14 protein-coding genes are annotated in these 15,450 nt (G+C 70.0%); 13 read left to right on the forward strand and 1 reads right to left on the reverse strand.

Features of this window, described 5'->3' with window-relative positions:
- Nucleotides 1–115 precede the first annotated feature (115 nt).
- The 3 genes from AC3EGR_RS03030 to AC3EGR_RS03040 are packed head-to-tail and all read left to right on the forward strand — an operon-like array spanning nt 116 to nt 2,774.
- The gene (locus AC3EGR_RS03030; protein ID WP_488544959.1) at nt 116–1,108 is read left to right on the forward strand and encodes a 3-hydroxybutyryl-CoA dehydrogenase; all 993 of its coding nucleotides are present in this window, start codon (nt 116–118) and stop codon (nt 1,106–1,108) included.
- Nucleotides 1,105–1,905, forward strand: a complete 801-nt coding sequence (locus tag AC3EGR_RS03035; protein WP_488544960.1) for an alpha/beta fold hydrolase — start codon at nt 1,105–1,107, stop codon at nt 1,903–1,905. Before AC3EGR_RS03030 ends, AC3EGR_RS03035 begins: the two co-directional genes overlap by 4 nt.
- Complete coding sequence (locus AC3EGR_RS03040) at nt 1,902–2,774, forward strand: quinone oxidoreductase family protein (protein WP_488544961.1); 873 nt, start codon at nt 1,902–1,904, stop codon at nt 2,772–2,774. Before AC3EGR_RS03035 ends, AC3EGR_RS03040 begins: the two co-directional genes overlap by 4 nt.
- A 60-nt stretch (nt 2,775–2,834) precedes the next feature.
- On the opposite strand, the gene AC3EGR_RS03045 is transcribed toward AC3EGR_RS03040, so the two are convergent.
- On the reverse strand, nt 2,835–3,308 hold the full coding sequence (locus AC3EGR_RS03045) for a MarR family winged helix-turn-helix transcriptional regulator (RefSeq protein WP_488544962.1): 474 nt from the start codon (nt 3,306–3,308) through the stop codon (nt 2,835–2,837).
- A gap of 114 nt (nt 3,309–3,422) precedes the next feature.
- On the opposite strand from AC3EGR_RS03045, the gene AC3EGR_RS03050 reads away from it, so the two are divergent.
- The 10 genes from AC3EGR_RS03050 to AC3EGR_RS03095 are packed head-to-tail and all read left to right on the forward strand — an operon-like array spanning nt 3,423 to nt 15,450.
- Nucleotides 3,423–5,564, forward strand: coding sequence for a thiamine pyrophosphate-dependent enzyme (locus AC3EGR_RS03050; RefSeq protein ID WP_488544963.1), 2,142 nt, complete (start codon nt 3,423–3,425; stop codon nt 5,562–5,564).
- 7 nt (nt 5,565–5,571) lie between these two features.
- Nucleotides 5,572–7,092 carry an indolepyruvate oxidoreductase subunit beta family protein gene (locus AC3EGR_RS03055; RefSeq protein WP_488544964.1) on the forward strand — a complete coding sequence of 507 codons (1,521 nt, stop codon included), beginning with the start codon at nt 5,572–5,574 and terminating at the stop codon, nt 7,090–7,092.
- Nucleotides 7,089–8,054: a PDR/VanB family oxidoreductase gene (locus AC3EGR_RS03060; RefSeq protein WP_488544965.1), complete on the forward strand. Its 966-nt coding sequence runs from the start codon at nt 7,089–7,091 to the stop codon at nt 8,052–8,054. The genes AC3EGR_RS03055 and AC3EGR_RS03060 overlap by 4 nt, the downstream gene beginning before the upstream one ends.
- A 13-nt stretch (nt 8,055–8,067) precedes the next feature.
- Nucleotides 8,068–9,399, forward strand: a complete 1,332-nt coding sequence (locus AC3EGR_RS03065) for an aromatic ring-hydroxylating dioxygenase subunit alpha (protein WP_488544966.1) — start codon at nt 8,068–8,070, stop codon at nt 9,397–9,399.
- Nucleotides 9,396–9,878 (forward strand): aromatic-ring-hydroxylating dioxygenase subunit beta, encoded by a 483-nt coding sequence (locus AC3EGR_RS03070; protein ID WP_488544967.1) that lies wholly within the window; start codon nt 9,396–9,398, stop codon nt 9,876–9,878. Before AC3EGR_RS03065 ends, AC3EGR_RS03070 begins: the two co-directional genes overlap by 4 nt.
- A gap of 8 nt (nt 9,879–9,886) precedes the next feature.
- Complete coding sequence (locus tag AC3EGR_RS03075) at nt 9,887–11,518, forward strand: AMP-binding protein (protein WP_488545323.1); 1,632 nt, start codon at nt 9,887–9,889, stop codon at nt 11,516–11,518.
- On the forward strand, nt 11,515–12,684 hold the full coding sequence (locus AC3EGR_RS03080) for a thiolase family protein (RefSeq protein ID WP_488544968.1): 1,170 nt from the start codon (nt 11,515–11,517) through the stop codon (nt 12,682–12,684). The genes AC3EGR_RS03075 and AC3EGR_RS03080 overlap by 4 nt, the downstream gene beginning before the upstream one ends.
- A complete protein-coding gene (locus tag AC3EGR_RS03085) occupies nt 12,681–13,934 on the forward strand; it encodes an SDR family NAD(P)-dependent oxidoreductase (protein WP_488544969.1) in 1,254 nt (417 codons plus the stop codon). Before AC3EGR_RS03080 ends, AC3EGR_RS03085 begins: the two co-directional genes overlap by 4 nt.
- Nucleotides 13,934–14,725 carry a cyclase family protein gene (locus tag AC3EGR_RS03090; RefSeq protein WP_488544970.1) on the forward strand — a complete coding sequence of 264 codons (792 nt, stop codon included), beginning with the start codon at nt 13,934–13,936 and terminating at the stop codon, nt 14,723–14,725. Before AC3EGR_RS03085 ends, AC3EGR_RS03090 begins: the two co-directional genes overlap by 1 nt.
- Nucleotides 14,722–15,450, forward strand: a complete 729-nt coding sequence (locus AC3EGR_RS03095) for an SDR family oxidoreductase (RefSeq protein WP_488544971.1) — start codon at nt 14,722–14,724, stop codon at nt 15,448–15,450. Before AC3EGR_RS03090 ends, AC3EGR_RS03095 begins: the two co-directional genes overlap by 4 nt.

Below are 15,450 nucleotides of genomic sequence, written 5' to 3' on the forward strand. Positions count from 1 at the left end.
GCGCTGAACACGGGTTGCCCCCCGCGGCGAGCGTTCGTCGCCAGCGACGCCCGTCGCCGTGGACAACCCTGCGCAGCGGCACGCCTACGCAGACGAATGTCAGGAGGGTAGTCCAGTGAGCGCCCCCCGTTTCGTCGCGGTCGGCGCCGGGCGCATGGGCCGCGGCATCGCGATCAGCTTCGCGTACGCCGGTCACCGCATCGCGCTGGTCGACCTGCGCCAGCGCACGCCCGAAGCCTGGCAGAAGCTGCGCGACGAGGCCTCGGCCGAGGTCCGCGGCGCGCTGCTGGGTCTGGCGAAGCTGGGAGCGATCGCGGAAGGGCAGATCCCCGCGATCGCCGCCCGCGTGGAGATGGTCGATGCCGCCGGCGCGGCTGACGCGCTCGCGGCCGCCGAGCTCGTGTTCGAAGGCGTGCCCGAGACCATGGAGGCCAAGCGGGAAGCCTTCGCCCAGATCAACCGCCACTGCCGGCCCGACGCGATCCTGACCTCGACGACCAGCAGCATCCTGGTGACGCAGCTGGCGGAGATCGTCGACAAGCCCGAGCGCTTCCTCAACATGCACTGGCTCAATCCCGCCTACGTGATCCCGGTGGTGGAGCTGAGCACGCACCCGGGCACCAGCGCGCAGGTGCTGGCGCGCACGCGCGCGCTGATGGAAGGCATAGGCAAGCTGCCCGTCGTGTGCGGGGCCGCCCCGGGCTACATCGTGCCGCGGCTGCAGGCGCTGGTCATGAACGAGGCCGCGCGCATGGTGGAAGAGGGCGTGGCGACGGCGGAAGAGATCGACAAGGCCACGCGCTACGGCATGGGCCTGCGCTTCGCCGCGCTGGGCGTTGTCGAATTCATCGACTTCGGCGGCTGCGACATCCTCCACCACGCGAGCCGGGAGATGGCCGGCAGCATCGACCCGCACCGCTACCAGGCGCCGGCGATCGTGGACCGCATGATGCAAGAGGGCAGGCTGGGCCTCAAGACCGGCAGCGGCTTCTACCAGTACGAAGGCCGCGACGTGGGCGCCTATCGCCTGGACGTGCTGTCGCGCACCCTGGGCATGCTCAAGCATGCTGGCTTGTGGAAGCCGCCGGCGGAGCGCACCCTCCCATGACGATCCGCCGCGCGTACGCGGAGCTGCCGCACGGGCAGGTGCACTATGCGGAATGCGGGCCACGCGACGCGCCGGCGGTGCTGCTGCTGCACCAGACCCCGCGCAGCTGGACCGAGTACCGCGAGGTGCTGCCGCTGCTGGGCGGGCGTTACCGCGCCATCGCCATGGACACGGCGGGCTTCGGTGCGTCCGATCCGCCCGCGGGCGCCGCTTCCATCGAAGCGTGGGCGGCAGTGGCGGCACAGCTGCTCGACCAGCTCGGTGTCGGCCGCGCACACGTCGTCGGCCACCACACCGGCGGCGTGATCGCCGTCGAACTGGCGGCGCGGCAGGGGGCGCGCGTGCGCTCGCTGGTCCTTTCGTCCACGCCCTACACCGACGCGGAGTTCCGCCGCGTGCGCGCGCAGCGGCCCCCGATCGATGCCGTCGACGCGAGCGAGGATGGCAGCCACCTGGCGGCGCTCTGGCGCAAGCGCCAGGGCTTCTATCCGGCCGGCCGGCCCGATCTCCTGCAGGCCTTCGTCGCGGATGCATTGAAGGTCAGCGGCGATGTCGAAGGCGGCCACCGCGCCGTCGCGTCCTACCGGATGGAGGAGTGCATCGCTTCGGTGACGCAGCCGGTGCTGGTGATCCGCGCCGGCGCCGATCCCTTCGCCGCACCGCACGCGCAGCAGTGGCTGCAGTTGCTGCCGCAAGCACAGCTCGCCGAGATCCCCGAAGGCATGGTGCCCTTGCCGGACCAGTTGCCCCAGGTCTTCGCGCAGGCCGTGCTGCGCTTTCTGGAGGCGCAGCGATGAGGGCGGTGCGCGTACACGCCTGGGGCGAGCCGCCCCGCGTCGAGGAACTGCCGCCGCCGCAGGGCGGGCCGGGCCGCACGCTGGTGCGCATGCATGCCGCCACCGTGGGCCACATCGATCGCACGGTGTGGAGCGGTGCCTTCCTGCGCCATCCGCCGCTGCCTTACGTGCCCGGCGTCGAGGCGGCCGGCGTGGTCGTGGCGGGTGATCGCTTCGCGCCCGGCACGCGCGTGTGGATGCGCGGCGCCGGCCTCGGCATCGCCCGGGACGGCACCTGGCGTGAGCTGATCGAGGTCGCCGACGACGCGCTGGGCGAACTGCCCGCGGGCGTGTCCTTCGCGCTTGGCTCTGCCTTCTTCTCGCCCTGCACCTCCGCCTGGGTGGCGCTGCACGAGGTCGCGAAGCTGCGCGCCGGCGAGCGCGTGCTGGTCAGCGGCGCTTCCGGTGCGGTCGGCTCCATCGCGGTGCAGCTCGCGCGCGAAGCCGGTGCGCAGGTGGAGGCTTTCGATGCCGCGCGGGAAACGAAACCCGAGGCGGACGTGCTGCTGGACATGGTGGGCGGCAGCGTGCTGCCGCAAGCCTTGCGCGGGGTGAAGCCCGGCGGGCGCGCCGTGCTGGTGGGTTATGCCGGCGGGACGCAGACGCTCCTGGACCTGCCCGAGCTCCTGCAGCGGGACATCGCCCTGCTGCCGCTGAACATCATCCGGCGCGAAGCTGCCGCGCGGGCGGCGGCGCCGCAGTTGCTGCAGCGGATTGCGGACGGGCGCTTGCAGCTGGCGGTGCGCGAGTTTGCGCTGGCGCAGGCGCACGAGGCGATGCAGTGGATCGCGACGCGCGGGCATGGCGGGCGGGCGGTGCTCGTCGCGTAGTCGAGGGGGCCAGCGGTGGGGTTCGCGTCGCTCACCTGCCGTCGCTGGCGCGACGCCACCCTACATTCCGATCAGCTGGAGCAAGGACTGCTTGAGCGCATTCGCGCGCTGCGCGCCGAACGGTGCCAGCACGCGCGCCTCGTGTTCGCGTGCCAGGGGAACGAGCTTGTCGGTGAGCGCCTGGCCGCGCGGCGTGATGGTGACCAAAGTGATGCGCCGGTCCCCGTCATGGGGCACGCGCTGCACTTGTCCGGTGGCTTCCATGCGATCGAGCAGGCGCGTGACGGTCGGCTGCTTCATCACGACGATGCGCGCGAGCTGCCCGATGCTGGTGGGTGTGCCGCCCGCCAGCGTGGCCAGCACCCGCCACTCGGAAGAGGTCAGCCCGTGCTGTGCGGCAATGGCGTGGAACTCGCTCGCGACCAGCTCGTGCGCCTGCGCCAGCAGGGCCGGCAGGTAGGCGTCGACGAAGGGTGCGGGCGCGCTTGCCGTGCTCGGCCGCGCACCCCGAACCGTCCTGCGCGTGCCGTGCAAATCCGGGTATTCCCTAGGCACAGAAACTGCATGACTTTTCATATGTTCCAGCTTAAACTAATCCGCAGACAAGTGCAGCTGGCGTGTCACGACGCCACGACACCGGAGACATAGATGGCCGAGAGATCGTTCGTCGAGGAAGTGAAGAAGTTGCGCCTGGGAGCGGGCGAGACATTCCGTGGTGAAGGCATCCTGGCCGTCACCAAGGCGCTGCTGGAATCCGGCGTCGCCTACGTGGCCGGCTACCAGGGCGCGCCCATCTCGCACCTGATGGACGTGCTGGCCGACGCGCAGGACATCCTGGCCGAGCAAGGCATCCGCTTCGAGAACAGCGCCAGCGAGGCCACCGCGGCCGCGACGCTCGCCGCCTCCGTCAACTACCCGCTGCGCGGGGCGGTGACCTTCAAGGCCACGGTCGGCACCAACGTCGCCTCGGATGCGCTCGCGAACCTGGCGTCCGGCGGCGTGACCGGCGGCGCGCTGGTCGTCGTCGGCGAGGACTACGGCGAGGGCTCCTCCATCATGCAGGAGCGCAGCCACGCCTTCGCGATGAAGTCGCAGATCTGGCTGCTGGACCCGCGGCCCAACCTGCCTTCCATCGTGCGGGCCGTCAAGGAAGGCTTCGAGCTTTCCGAGGCGAGCCACACGCCCGTGATGCTGCAGCTGCGCATCCGCGCCTGCCACGTGCACGGCGAGTTCACCGCCTCCGAGAACAAGCGCCCCGACTTCACCATCGGCCAGGCGCTGGACAATCCGCAGCGCGACGTCAGCCGCATCGTGCTGCCGCCGGCGAGCTTCGTGCACGAGCAGGAGAAGGTGCGCGAGCGCTGGCCGGCCGCCGTGAAGTTCATCGAGGAGCGCGGGCTCAACGAGTTCTTCGCCGAAGGCGCCGACGACATCGGCATCATCATCCAGGGCGGCAACTACAACACCGCGCTGCGCGTGCTGGAGCGCCTGGGCTTTGCCGACGTCTACGGCAACAGCCGCATCCCGCTCTACTGCATGAACGTGGCCTACCCGGTGGTGGACAACGAAGTGCTGCGCTTCTGCCGCGGCAAGCGGGCGGTGCTGATGGTGGAGGAGGGCCAGCCCAACTTCATCGAGCAGAACGTCGCCACCATCCTGCGCCGCGCGAACGTGGACACGGCACTGCACGGCAAGGACCTGCTGCCGGTGGCGGGCGAATACACGGCGGCCGAGACGCTCAAGGGCGTGCGAGCCTTCCTCGAGAAGGTCGGCCGCCTGCAGCCGGAGCCCGTGGCCGCCAGGCCGCCCAAGGTGATCCCGCTCAAGCCGCTGGCCGACAGCGTCGCCGCCCGCCCGCCGGGCTTTTGCACCGGCTGCCCGGAGCGCCCGATCTTCACGGCGATGAAGCTGGTCGAACGCGAGCTGGGCCCGCACCACGTCAGCGCTGACATCGGCTGCCACCTGTTCTCCATCCTGCCGCCTTTCAACCTCGGCAATACGACCATGGGCTACGGCCTGGGCAGCGCCGGCGCGGCGGCGCTCAACACCGAAGACGGCCACAAGCGCGCGATCAGCGTGATGGGCGACGGCGGCTTCTGGCACAACGGCCTGACCAGCGGCGTCGCCAACGCGGTGTTCAACCGCAGCGACAACCTGACCATCGTCGTCGACAACAGCTACACCTCGGCCACCGGCGGCCAGGACATCCTGTCGTCGACCGCCGAGAACAAGACGCGCAGCACCGGCCATGCGATCGAGAAGGCGGCGCGCGGCGTCGGCGTGAACTGGGTCAGGACGATCAGGAACACCTACGACCTCGCCGGCATGCGCGACGCGCTGCGCGAGGCCCTGACCACCAGGGAGAAGGGCCCCAAGGTGCTGGTGGCCCAGTCCGAGTGCATGTTGAACCGGCAGCGGCGCGAGAAGCCGCTGGCGCGCAAGGCCGTCGCCGAAGGCAAGCGCGTGGTGCGCGAGCGCTTCGGCATCGATGCCGACACCTGCACGGGCGACCACTCCTGCATCCGCCTGTCCGGCTGCCCCTCGCTGTCGATCAAGCCGAACCCGGACCCGCTGCGCAGCGACCCGATCGCCACGGTGCTCGATTCCTGCGTGGGCTGCGGCCTGTGCGGCGAGGTCTCGCATGCCGCCGTGCTGTGCCCCTCCTTCTACAAGGCGCAGATCGTCACCAACCCCAGCCGCTGGGACCGCCTGCGCCAGCGCGTGAGCCGTACCGTGATCGCCGCGCTGCAGCGCCGCGATGCGCGCACCCGCGAACGCTACGCCTTCTGAGGAGCGCATGAACGCCAAGCAGCCGATCAAGATCGCCGTCCTCGCCATGGGCGGCGAAGGGGGCGGTGTCCTTGCCGACTGGATCGTGGACCTGGGCGAGGCCAACGGCTACATCGCCCAGACCACCTCCGTGCCGGGCGTGGCCCAGCGCACCGGCGCGACCATCTACTACGTCGAGATGTACCCGCGCGAGCAGGCCGACCGCGACGGCGGCCATCCGGTGCTGGCGCTGATGCCCCTGCCGGGCGACGTGGACGTCGTGCTCGCCTCCGAGCTGATGGAAGCCGGCCGCGCGGTGCAGCGCGGCCTGGTCACGCCGGACCGCACCACGCTGGTGGCCTCCACCCACCGTGTCTATGCCATCGCCGAGAAGATCGCCATGGGCGACGGCCGCACGGACAGCAAGAACCTGCTGGCCCACGCGCAGTCGGCCGCGCGCCGCTTCGTGCGCTTCGACATGGCGCAGGTGGCCGAGGAGAACGGCAGCGTGATCAGCGCCGTGCTGTTCGGCGCGCTCGCCGGCACCGGCGTGCTGCCCTTCAGCCGCGAGCAGTTCGAGGCGACCATCGAGCGCGGCGGCGTCGGCGTCAAGGCCAGCCTGCGCGCCTTCGCGGCCGGCTTCGTCCAGGCGGACGCACCGGTGCGCGAGGAGGCGAGCCCGCCGGCCGCACTCCGTCCGGCCGGCACGCCGCACGATCCGCAGGTGCGCGCACTGCTGGCGCGCATCGCCAGCGATTTTCCGCTTGCCGCCCAGCCGGTGCTGGTCGAAGGCACGCGCCGCCTGGTCGACTACCAGGATCCGGCCTATGCCGGCCTGTACCTCGATCGCCTGCAGCGCGTGCAGCAGCTGCCCGGCGGCGACCAGCAGTTGCTGCTGGACACGGCGCGCCATCTCGCGCTGTGGATGTCCTACGAGGACACGGTGCGCGTGGCCGAACTGAAGACCCGCGCCAGCCGTTTCGAGCGCGTCGGCAGCGAGGTGCGCGTGCAGGATGACCAGGTGCTGGCGATCAACGAATTCATGCACCCGCGCCTGCAGGAGATCTGCGACACGCTGCCGGCGGGCCTGGGCCGCTGGCTGGCCGGCTCCGGCTGGCCGCGCGCGCTGGTGGAGCGCGCCACGCGCAAGGGCAGGGTGGTGCAGACCAGTTCGCTCGGCGGCTTCCTGCTGCTGTACACGCTGGCCGGGTTGAAACGGTGGCGGCGCGGCAGCCTGCGCTACCAAGTGGAGAACCGCCGCATCGAGGACTGGCTGGAGCGCATCGCCGCGGCCGCCGCCATCAATCCGCAGCTCGCCGCGGAAGTCGCCCAGTGCCAGCGCCTGGTCAAGGGCTACGGCGACACCCACGAGCGCGGCGTGAGCAACTACGAGACGCTGATGGACGTCGTGCGCCGCGCCGGTGCCCGCCTGGCCCCCGCCACCTTGCGGGAGTTGCGCGACGCGGCCCTCGCGGACGAGGCGGGCACGCAACTGGGCGCGGCGCTGGTGCGCCTGTCGCTGGGTGGCCCGTTGAAGGAGGCCGCATGACCCTCGCGCTGCGTGTCGTCGAGGCCCGCGACCTCAACCCGCTGATCCGTCTGTTGCGCCTGCGTGCCGACGACGGCGCGGTGCTGCCCGGCTACGACGCCGGCGCCCACGTGCGCGTGCAGGTCACGCTGGCCGGGGGTGCGACGGACTGGCGCCACTATTCGCTGGTGAACCTGCAGGCCGGTGCGGACCTGGGCGCGCCCCGCGACTACGTGATCGCGATCCGGCGCGAGGACAGCGGCCGCGGCGGCTCTCGCTTCATGCACAAGGTGCAGGCCGGCGACCTGCTCACGATCGAGCCGCCGAAGAACGACTTCCCCCTGGGCGCCGGCCGGGCCGTGCTGGTGGCCGGCGGCATCGGCATCACGCCGCTGGCCAGCATGGCCGTGCAATGCCGCGCGACCGGCCAGCCGGTGCGCCTGCACTACGCCGGCCGCAGCCGCGCGCTGCTGGCCTTCCTGCCGCAACTGCAGGACCTGCTGCGCGAGGACCTGCGCGTGCATGCCGACGACGAGGCCGGCGCGCCGCTGGACGTCGGCGCGCTGCTGGACGCCTGCGCCTGGAACGACACGCTGTACGTGTGCGGACCGCAGCTGCTGCTGGACGCGGTGCTGGCCGGCGCCCAGGCGCGCGGCTGGCCGCGCGAGCGCGTGCATTTCGAGCTGTTCTCCGCGCCGCCCGCTTCCGAGGGCGAGCCGGGCTACGAGGTGGTGCTGTCGCAGTCCGGCCGGACCCTGCAGGTCGCGGCAGGCCAGAGCCTGCTGGAATGCCTGGAGCAGAACGGCTGCGACCCGATGTTCGACTGCCGGCGCGGCGAATGCGGCGTCTGCAGCGTGGCGGTGCTGGAAGGTGAGGTCACGCACCGCGACTACTTCCTGAGCGATGCCGAGAAGGCCTCGGGCAAGGTGATGCAGATCTGCGTGTCGCGCGCCCGCGGGCCGCGGCTGGTGCTGGACTTGTGAGGAGCGAGCTTCGATGACGACCACGAGCTACCGCGGCAACCCGGAGGCCTTGCGCGCCCTGGTGCAGCCGGATCGCGTGCACCGCGACCTGTACATCAGCCAGGAAGTGTTCGAGCTGGAGCAGGAACACTTCTTCGCCAACACCTGGAACTACGTCGGCCACGACAGCCAGCTGCCCAAACCGGGCGACTACATCACCAACGAGATCGGCGGCCGGCCGTTGATCGTCGTGCGCCACACCGACAACTCGGTGCGGGTGATGATGAACCGCTGCGCGCACAAAGGTTCGCGCCTGGTCAACGAGGGCTGCGGCAACACCGGCAAGTTCTTTCGCTGCCCCTACCACGCCTGGACCTTCAAGACCGACGGCTCGCTGCTGGCCATCCCGCTGAAGAACGGCTACGAAGGCACGAAGCTGTCCGAGTGCGAGTCGGCCAAGGGCCTGGTGGCGGTGAAGAACGTGCGCGTCTACCGCGGCTTCATCTTCGTGAAGCTCAACGAAGCTGGCCCGGAGTTCGAGGAGTACTTCGGCGAGTCGCTGAGCTCCATCGACAACATGGCCGACCGTTCGCCCGAAGGCGAGCTGGAGATCGCCGGCGGGTGCCTGCGCTTCGTGCACCAGTGCAACTGGAAGATGTTCATCGAGAACCTCAACGACACCATGCACCCCATGGTGGCGCACGAGTCCTCGGCGGGCACGGCCAAGAAGATGTGGGCGGACAAGCCGGCCGATGCGCCCAAGCCGATGGCGATCGAGCAGTTCGTGCCCTTCATGTCCGACTACAAGTTCTTCGAGGACATGGGCGTGCGCGTGTACGACAACGGGCACAGCTTCTCGGGCGTCAACTTCAGCATCCACAGCAAGTACTCCGGCATCCCGGCGTACGAGGAGGCCATGCACAAGGCCTACGGGGAGGAGAAGGCGCACGCGATCCTGGGCCTCACGCGGCACAACACCGTGTACTACCCGAACCTCACCATCAAGGGCGCGATCCAGGCGATCCGCGTGGTCAAGCCGATCGCCGCCGACAAGTGCCTGGTGGAGAGCTGGACCTTCCGCCTGAAGGGGGCGCCGCCGGAGCTGCTGCAGCGCACGACCATGTACAGCCGCCTGATCAATTCGCCCTTCTCGGTGGTGGGCCACGACGACCTGCAGGCCTACCGCGGGATCCAGGCCGGCCTGCACGGCAGCGGCAACGAATGGGTCAGCCTGCACCGCAATTTCCACGAGAACGAGATCGGCAAGCGCGAGCTGACGGCCAACGGCACCAGCGAGATCTCCATGCGCAACCAGTACCGCGCCTGGGCGAAGTACATGACGCTGACCATGGGAGGCGAGGCATGAGCGACCCGACCCGCCAGGACCTGATCGACTTCGTCGTGCGCGAGGCGCGCCTTCTCGACGAGAAGAAGTACGAGGAGTGGAACCGCCTGTTCACGGACGACGCCTTCTACTGGGTGCCGCTGGTGCCTGACCAGGAGGACGGCATCAACCACACCTCGCACATGTACGAGGACAAGCTGCTGCGCGAGCTGCGCATCGAGCGCCTGAAGAGCCCGCGCGCCTTTTCGCAGCAGCCGCGCAGCCGCTCGCACCACCTGCTGCAGACGCCCACGGTGGAGACCTTCGAGCCGCACGCCAACCGTTATGTCGTGCGCACGGAGTTCCACTACACCGAGTCGCAGGGCGACGAGCTGCAGTTCTACGTGGGCCACTTCCTGCACCACCTCACGGTGCAGGAAGGCGCGCTGCGCATGACGCTCAAGCGCGTGAACCTGCTCAATCCCGACGCCGCCCTGCCGGCCGTGCAGCTGTTCATCTGAACATGATGATGGTCTCCACCGTCCACCAGCGCTTCGCCGCCACGGCCGCCCGCGCGCCGGGCAACGAATTCCTGTACCTCGACGCCGTCACCGCGCAGGTCTACGGTATCCCGGCGCAGCCCGTGAGCTGGGCCCAGGCCACGCAGGAGGTGGAACGCCTGCGCCAGGCCTATGCGGCCGCCGGCTACGGCCACGGACACCGCGTCGGCCTCCTGCTGGAGAACCGCCCGGCTTTCCTGTTCCACTGGTTCGCGCTCAATGCCCTGGGCGCCAGCGTGGTGCCGGTCAACGCGGAGATGCGCTCGGCCGAACTGCAATACCTCATCGGCCACAGCGAGATCGTTCTCGCGGTGACCTTGCCGCAACGCGCGGCCGACCTGCGCGCCGCCGCGGCGGCCGCCGGCGTGCGCATGCGCGTCTGGGACCCGGCGGCCGAGGGCAGCGTGCCCGCAGCGCCAGCGCCCGCTCCGCAGGCGGCGGACGCCCCGGGCCTCGCGACCGAGTGCGCCTTGCTGTACACCTCCGGCACGACCGGCCGTCCCAAGGGCTGCCGCCTGTCCAACGCGTACTTCCTGCGCGCCGGCGACTGGTACGCGGGCCTGGACGGCGTGTGCTCCGTGCGTCCCGACACGGAACGCATCATCACGCCGCTGCCGCTGAACCACGTGAACGCCATGGCCTTCTCCACGATGGTGGTGGTCACGGCCGGCGGCTGCCTGATCCAGCTCGATCGCTTCCATCCGAAAAGCTGGTGGCAGAGCGTGCGCGACAGCCGCGCGAGCATCGTCCACTACCTGGGGGTCATGCCCGCCATGCTGCTGTCGGCGCCGGCCTCGCCGGCCGACCGCCAGCACCAGGTGCGCTGGGGTTTCGGCGCCGGCGTGGACAAGAAGAACCATGCGGTCTTCGAGGAGCGCTTCGGCTTCCCGCTGGTGGAAGCCTGGGCCATGACCGAGACCGGCGCGGCCGCCTGCATCATGGCCAACCACGAGCCGCGCCACGTGGGCACCAGCTGCTTCGGCCAGGTCGAGTCCTTCGTCGAGGTGCGGCTGGTGGACGACGAGGGGCAGGATGTTCCCGCGGGGGTGCCTGGCGAACTGCTGGTGCGCTCCAGCGGCCCCGATCCCCGCCGCTACTTCTTCGCCGGGTACCTCAAGGACCCGGAAGCGACCGATGAAGCGTGGGCCGGTGGCTGGTTCCACACGGGCGACATGGTCAGGCGCGACGAAGCCGGCCACATGTTCTTCATCGACCGCAAGAAGAACGTGATCCGCCGCAGCGGCGAGAACATCTCCGCGGTGGAAGTCGAAAGCGTGCTGAACCAGCATCCCGCCGTGAAGAGTTCCGCGGTGGCCGCCACTCCCGACGACGTGCGCGGCGACGAGGTGCTGGCCTGCATCATCGCGCGCGATCCCGTGCCCGCTGCCGAACGCGAAGCCATCGCCGCGAGCATCGTGCAGCACGCGCTCGCGCAGCTGGCCTACTACAAGGCGCCCGGCTACGTGGCCTTCGTCGACGAAGTGCCGCTGACGCCCTCGCAGAAGATCCAGCGCGGCCAGTTGCGCGAGCTGGCGCGTTCCTTGCCTGGCATGGCGTGTTGCATCGATACGCGCACCATGAAGAAAAGGCAGGAACGATGAGCCGTCGCATGTCCTACGAAGGCGTGGCGGTCGCCGTCCCGGTGACCGTGCCGTACGTGCGCTACTCCACGCACAACGCGCACTGGTTCATCGGCCAGGCGCTGCAGGCCCTGGTGCGCGAGTCCGGCATTGCCAAGGAGCAGATCGACGGCCTCACGGTCAGCAGCTTCTCGCTGTCGCCCGACACGGCGGTGGGCGTGACGCAGCACATGGGCGTGTCGCCGCGCTGGCTGGACCACATCCCCACGGGTGGCGCATCGGGCGTGATGTCGCTGCGGCGCGCCGCGCGTGCCGTGCAGGCCGGCGACGCGGACATCGTGGCCTGTGTCGCCGCCGACACCAACCACGTCGACTCCTTCCGCCTGACGCTGGGTGCCTTCAGCAACTTCGCGCGCGACGCCAGCTACCCGTACGGCTCGGGCGGCCCGAACTCGATCTTCGCGATGATCACCGCGAACTACATGCGCACCTACGGCGCGCGGCGCGAGGACTTCGGCCGCATCGCGGTGGACCAGCGCACCAACGCGCTGCGCAACCCGAACGCGCTGTTCAAGAAGTCGCTGACGCTGGACGAGTACATGGCGGCGCGGCCGATCTCCGACCCCATCCACCTGTTCGACTGCGTGATGCCTTGCGCCGGCGCCGAAGCCTTCCTCGTGATGCGCGAGGAGAAGGCACGGGAGCTGGGCCTGCAGCACGTGCTGGTGCGCGGCGCCATCGAGCGGCACAACGCCTACTCCGACGATCCCGTCATGGTGCGTGGCGGCTGGCGCATGGACCGCGACGATCTCTATGCCCAGGCCGGCGCGAAGCCCGCCGACGTGGACTTCGTGCAGACCTACGACGACTACCCGGTGATCGTGATGATCCAGTTCGAGGACCTGGGCTTCTGCGGCAAGGGCGAAGGCGCGGCCTTCGTGCGCGAGCACGGCACCACCTTCGACGGCAGCTTCCCCAACAACACCAGCGGCGGCCAGCTCTCGGTGGGCCAGGCGGGCGCCGCGGGCGGCTTCCTGGGCATGACCGAAAGCATCCGCCAGCTCACGGGCCAGGCCGGCGAGCGCGCCGTCAAGGATGCGCAGCTGGGCCTGGTCACCGGCTTCGGCATGGTCACCTACGACCGCTGCCTGTGCACGGGCGCCGTGCTGCTCGGGAGGTCCGCATGACGATGCCGCTGATGAAGCCCAAGCGCAAGAACCCCGTCCTGCGCACGCGGCAGATGAACCTGCCGCCCTGGGCGCGCGGGCGCGTCGCGTTGGGCATGACGGCCGCTGCAGCCGAAGGCCGCTTCGAGCTGCAGGTGTGCAAGGACTGCAGCGCGGTGCAGTACCCGCCGCGCGAGGCGTGCCACCAGTGCCTGTCGCCGCGGCTGCAGTGGAAGCCGCAAACCGGCCAGGGCACGCTGCTGGCCACCACAACGCTGCACCACAGCAACGACCTTTTCTTCCGCGAGCGCCTGCCCTGGCGCATGGGCCTGGTGCACCTGGATGCGGGCCCGTCGGTCATCGTGCACCTGCACGGTGAAGTGGGCGAGGCCCCCGCGCGGGTGCACGTGGGCGCGCGCCTCGACCGCGCGGGCCAGGCGGTGCTGATCGGTTTTCCCGAGCAGGGGAGTGAACACATGGCAGACGACAGGATGCTGAGAGAAATGACGAGCGACCCCAAGTTCCGCAAGATCCTGGTGACCGACGGCAAGACCGCGGTCGGCCAGGCCCTGGTGCAGGCGCTGGTGAAGGCCGGCGCCGAGATCGTCTGGGTGGGCCACGCCGAACCCTGGAAGAAGCTGCCCGGCTTCGAGGACATCTCGAAGATGAAGGAGGTCACCCTGGTGCCGCTGGACGTGACCAACGGCCGCTCGGTGACCGAGCTGGCCGGCGAGATCGGCGGCAAGGTCGACATCGTCGTCAACAACGCGGAGCTGCACCGCGCGTTCGGCATCGCCAACCGGCGCGGCACCGATGTCGCCAAGTCGGAGATGGAGATCAACTACTTCGGCCTGCTGCGCCTGGCGCAGGAGTTCGGTCCCGCGCTGCGCGCGCGCTCGGCCGACGGGGTGACGCATGCGGCGGCCTGGGTGAACCTGCTGTCGGTGTACGCGCTCTCGAACTTCCCGTCGCACGGAACGTTCTCCGCGTCCAAGGCGGCGGCGCTGTCGCTGGCGCAATGCCTGCGCGCCGAGATGCGCCCGGCCGGCATCCGGGTGCTGAACGTGTTCCCCGGGCCCATCGACGACGAGTGGAACCAGAACCTGCCGCCGCCCAAGCTCGCGCCCTCGGCGCTGGCCAGCAGCATCGTCAAGGCGCTCAAGGAGGGCATCGAGGACGTGTACCCCGGCGACGTGGCGCAGGAATGGCTGGAGCGCTGGCGCGACAACCCCAAGGTGCTCGAGCGCGAGCTCGCGGCGGGAGGTTCCTGATGGCCGACACTTCCGCACTCGCCAGCCTGGCGACCGCCCTGGTCTCCGGCCGCATCCGGGTCGTCGACCTCACGCAGACGCTGACGCCCGACTTCCCGCAGATCGCGCTGCCGCCCGAGATGGGCCAGTGCTGGCCCTTCCGCATCGAGGAGGTCTCGCACTACGACGAGCGTGGCCCGGGCTGGTACTGGAACAACTTCTCCTGCGGCGAGCACACCGGCACCCACTTCGACGCGCCGATCCACTGGATCTCGGGCAAGGACCTGCCGAACAACTCCGTCGACACCATCCCGGTGCAGGACTTCGTCGCGCCGGCCTTCGTGATCGACTGCTCGGAGCAGGTGAAGAAGGACCCGGACTACCTGCTGACCGTCGACGACATCGAGCGCTTCGAGCAGCAGCACGGCCGCATCACGGCCGGCGCCTGGGTCCTGATGCGCACCGACTGGTCCAAGCGCACCGACCCCGAGGCCTACCAGAACTTCGACGAGGCCGGCCAGCACACGCCTGGCCCGAGCTCGGAAGCGGTGCAGTTCCTGGTGGAGCAGCGCCAGGTGCTGGGCTTCGGCTCCGAGGCGATCGGCACCGACGCGGGGCAGGGCTACCACCTGCGCCCGCCGTATCCCTGCCACTACTTCATGCACGGCGCCGGCAAGTACGGCCTGCAGTGCCTGGCCAACCTGGACCTGCTGCCGCCCACCGGCTCCGTCCTGATCTGCCCGCCGCTGAAGATCCAGAAGGGCAGCGGCAGCCCCTTGCGCGTGCTGGCGCTGGTGGAGGACAGGCCATGAACCCGAACAAGGTCGCGGTCGTCACCGGCGGCAGCGCCGGCATCGGCAAGGCCATCTGCGAATCGCTGCTGGCCGACGGCTACGAAGTGATCTCGCTGGCGCGCCGCAAGAGCGGGATTGCGCACCCGAAGATGCACGACGTCGAGGTGGACCTGATGGACCGCGTGGCCACGGCCGCGGCGGCGAAGGACCTGGCCACGCGCTTCGAGGTCACCACGATCATCCACAACGCCGGCGTGATCCGCCCCGCGCTGCTGCCCGAAGTGCAGCTCACCGACGTCGACGCGCTGGTGAACCTGCACTGGGGCGCCGCCTTGCTGCTGGTGCAGGCCTGCCTGCCGGCCATGCGCGAGCGCAGGTTCGGCCGCATCCTGCTGATGTCCTCCCGCGCCGCCCTCGGTGCGCAGACCCGCACGGCCTATTCCGCGACCAAGTCGGGCATGCTGGGCCTGGCCCGCACCTGGGCGCTGGAACTGGCGCCGCACGGCATCACGGTCAACGTGGTCGCGCCCGGCCCCGTGCACACGGAGATGTTCTACGACGTGATCCCTTCGGGCAGCGAACGCGAGCAGAAGCTGGCCGCGTCCATCCCGGTGGGGCGCATCGGCGAATCGGCGGACGTGGCGCGCGCCGTGTCCTTCTTCATCCACCCCGATGCCGGCTTCATCACCGGCCAGTCGCTCTACGTCTGCGGCGGCGCCAGCATCGGCAGCATTTCCCTCTAG

This window comes from Ramlibacter sp. G4-7 (genome assembly GCF_057784995.1).

Excerpts from the sequence above, each read along its gene's own strand:
- AC3EGR_RS03035 (WP_488544960.1), top strand. The coding sequence starts at position 1,105 with ATGACGATCCGCCGCGCGTACGCGGAGCTGCCGCACGGGCAGGTGCAC.
- AC3EGR_RS03065 (WP_488544966.1), top strand. The coding sequence starts at position 8,068 with ATGACGACCACGAGCTACCGCGGCAACCCGGAGGCCTTGCGCGCCCTG.
- AC3EGR_RS03075 (WP_488545323.1), top strand. The coding sequence starts at position 9,887 with ATGGTCTCCACCGTCCACCAGCGCTTCGCCGCCACGGCCGCCCGCGCG.
- AC3EGR_RS03040 (WP_488544961.1), top strand. The coding sequence starts at position 1,902 with ATGAGGGCGGTGCGCGTACACGCCTGGGGCGAGCCGCCCCGCGTCGAG.
- AC3EGR_RS03095 (WP_488544971.1), top strand. The coding sequence starts at position 14,722 with ATGAACCCGAACAAGGTCGCGGTCGTCACCGGCGGCAGCGCCGGCATC.
- AC3EGR_RS03090 (WP_488544970.1), top strand. The coding sequence starts at position 13,934 with ATGGCCGACACTTCCGCACTCGCCAGCCTGGCGACCGCCCTGGTCTCC.
- AC3EGR_RS03050 (WP_488544963.1), top strand. The coding sequence starts at position 3,423 with ATGGCCGAGAGATCGTTCGTCGAGGAAGTGAAGAAGTTGCGCCTGGGA.
- AC3EGR_RS03080 (WP_488544968.1), top strand. The coding sequence starts at position 11,515 with ATGAGCCGTCGCATGTCCTACGAAGGCGTGGCGGTCGCCGTCCCGGTG.
- AC3EGR_RS03060 (WP_488544965.1), top strand. The coding sequence starts at position 7,089 with ATGACCCTCGCGCTGCGTGTCGTCGAGGCCCGCGACCTCAACCCGCTG.
- AC3EGR_RS03085 (WP_488544969.1), top strand. The coding sequence starts at position 12,681 with ATGACGATGCCGCTGATGAAGCCCAAGCGCAAGAACCCCGTCCTGCGC.
- AC3EGR_RS03070 (WP_488544967.1), top strand. The coding sequence starts at position 9,396 with ATGAGCGACCCGACCCGCCAGGACCTGATCGACTTCGTCGTGCGCGAG.
- AC3EGR_RS03055 (WP_488544964.1), top strand. The coding sequence starts at position 5,572 with ATGAACGCCAAGCAGCCGATCAAGATCGCCGTCCTCGCCATGGGCGGC.